Annotated in this window: 3 protein-coding genes; 2 read left to right on the forward strand and 1 reads right to left on the reverse strand. The window is 66.8% G+C overall.

Annotated elements, in window-relative coordinates:
- The first annotated feature begins 148 nt into the window (after positions 1-148).
- The gene (locus tag ACFWF3_RS31820; protein WP_378992400.1) at positions 149-1,027 is read left to right on the forward strand and encodes a phosphatidate cytidylyltransferase; all 879 of its coding nucleotides are present in this window, start codon (positions 149-151) and stop codon (positions 1,025-1,027) included.
- A gap of 11 nt (positions 1,028-1,038) precedes the next feature.
- On the opposite strand, the gene ACFWF3_RS31825 is transcribed toward ACFWF3_RS31820, so the two are convergent.
- On the reverse strand, positions 1,039-1,419 hold the full coding sequence (locus tag ACFWF3_RS31825) for a lipopolysaccharide assembly LapA domain-containing protein (RefSeq protein ID WP_379317489.1): 381 nt from the start codon (positions 1,417-1,419) through the stop codon (positions 1,039-1,041).
- Between the two features lie 101 nt (positions 1,420-1,520).
- Here ACFWF3_RS31825 and rlmN point away from each other — a divergent pair.
- Positions 1,521-2,544: 23S rRNA (adenine(2503)-C(2))-methyltransferase RlmN (rlmN, locus tag ACFWF3_RS31830; protein ID WP_379317491.1), on the forward strand; the 1,024-nt coding region annotated here is incomplete at its 3' end.

Raw genomic sequence — 2,544 nt, forward strand, 5'->3', positions numbered from 1 at the left:
GGTCAAGCACAAGGAAGCCGAACTGCTCGAGGTCTGAGCGCCAGATCTCGCCAGTCCCGCTCGTGCGGGGGATGAACGGAACGACGAGTTGAGCGACGGGACAATCGTGGCCGAAGACGCCGCCGCCACCGGGGCGGCACCGGATCCGATGCCGGACAAGGTCGAGGAGACCGCGGCCGCGCCGCAGGACGAGCAGCCGCCCGCCCCGACCTCACGGGCCGGGCGCAATCTGCCCGCGGCACTGGCAGTCGGGCTGACGCTCGGGCTGTCGTTGATCGCGATCCTGTTGTTCGTCCCGAAGGTGTTCATCGCGGTCGCGGGCATCGGCGTCGGCGTGGCGACCTGGGAGGTCACCAAGCGGCTGCGCGAAGCCGATGTGCTGGTACCGCGGATTCCGCTGCTGGTGGGCGGTCAGGCGGTGTTCTGGCTGGGCTGGCCGTGGGGGGCAGGTGGGGTGCTCGGCGCGTTCGCCGCCACCGCGCTGGTGTGCATGGTGTGGCGTCTGTTCGACCACGGCCTCAGTACCGCGCCGAAGAACTTCCTGCGTGACACGGCGATCGCCGTGTTCACCCTCACTTGGATTCCGTTGCTGGCCGCGTTCTCGACGCTGCTGCTGCTCGAACCCGACGGCAATCTCCGGGTACTCACCTTCATGATCCTGGTGGTGTGCTCCGATGTCGGCGGCTACGTCGCCGGTGTGCTGTTCGGCAGGCATCCGATGGTGCCCGCGATCAGTCCGAAGAAGTCGTGGGAGGGGTTCTGCGGGTCGCTGGTGTTCAGCGTGATCGGCGGTCTGCTGACCGTCACGCTGCTGCTCGAGGCGAACTCGATGATCGGTGTGGTGCTCGGTGTCGGCCTGGTGGCCGTGGCGACCATCGGTGACCTGATCGAGTCGCAGATCAAGAGGGAACTCGGCATCAAGGACATGGGGACCCTGCTGCCGGGGCACGGCGGAATCATGGATCGCCTGGACTCGATGCTGCCCTCGGCGTTCGTCTCCTGGCTGGTACTCAGCGCGCTGATCTGATCGACTCAGCGTCAGGACGACCTCTTGGCGGCGTGCCGCAGTTGCAGAATGCGCACCCCGCCGACCAGACCCATCACCAGCGCGCCCGCGATCACCGACAGCAACACGGTGATACCGAGCGGCAGTTCGAAATCCCAGAACAGCAGGTTGGTACGGACCTTGTCGAGGTTCTGGATGATGAAGGTCAGCAGCACGATGCCGAGCAGGGCGGCGGCCAGCAACGCGATCCAGGTGTAGCCGGTGCGAGACCCGTGCACGGCGTCGCGCGGGACGGGTACCGGCGCGGCCGCGGGTTTCGCCGGTTCGGCGGGCTTGCTGTGCTTGCCGGTGAGATCGGTCGCCGGCGGGTCGTGCTCGGCCGGTGACGCACCGGATTCCGCGTGTGTACTCATGGTTCGATCATGGCCGACTGCTATGGCTCACGCACGCATCTTCTCGATAACGTCGCCCGGCGTGGCAGGTCCGACGTGGCATTTGGGACAATGGTGAAACTATGGCCATCTCCCTGCCCCTCGTGTTCGATGCCCCGCGCCGCGGTATGCCGCCGCGCCACCTCGCCGATCTCGATTCGGACGAACGCAAGGCCGCGGTGCAGGAGCTGGGATTGCCGAAGTTCCGTGCCGACCAGTTGGCCCGTCAGTACTACGGCCGCCTGCAGTCCGATCCCGCCCTGATGACCGACCTGCCCGCCGATGTGCGCGCGAAGGTCGGCGAGACGCTGTTCCCGCCGCTGCTGTCGGTGGTGCGCAATATCGCCTGCGACGAGGGCGACACCCGCAAAACGCTGTGGAAGGCGCACGACGGGACGCTGCTGGAGAGCGTGCTCATGCGCTACCCCGACCGCAACACGCTGTGCATTTCCAGTCAGGCCGGGTGCGGAATGGCCTGTCCGTTCTGCGCGACCGGGCAGGCGGGGCTCACTCGCAACCTGTCGACGGCGGAGATCGTCGACCAGGTGCGTGCCGCCGCGGCGTCCCTGCGTGACGGCGAGGTGCACGGCGGTCCGGGCCGGCTTTCCAACATCGTGTTCATGGGGATGGGCGAGCCGCTGGCCAACTACAAGCGGGTGGTGAACGCGGTTCGCCGGATCACTTCGCCCGCTCCCGACGGGCTCGGTATTTCGCAGCGGTCGGTGACGGTGTCGACCGTCGGCCTGGCGCCCGCGATCCGCAAGCTGGCCGACGAGAACATGTCGGTGCGCCTTGCGGTGTCGCTGCACACCCCCGACGACGAACTGCGCGACACTCTGGTGCCGGTGAACAATCGCTGGTCGATCGCCGAAGTGCTCGACGCCGCACGGTATTACGCCGACAAGTCCGGGCGTCGCGTGTCGATCGAGTACGCGTTGATCCGCGATATCAACGACCAGGGATGGCGCGCGGACATGCTCGGCAAGAAGCTGCGTAAGGCGTTGGGGCCGTTGGTGCATGTGAATCTGATTCCGTTGAACCCGACTCCGGGTAGTGAGTGGGATGCGAGTCCGAAGCCGGTGCAGGACGAGTTCGTGCGTCGTGTCC

Source organism: Nocardia sp. NPDC060220 (genome assembly GCF_042727815.1).
GTDB lineage: Bacteria > Actinomycetota > Actinomycetes > Mycobacteriales > Mycobacteriaceae > Nocardia.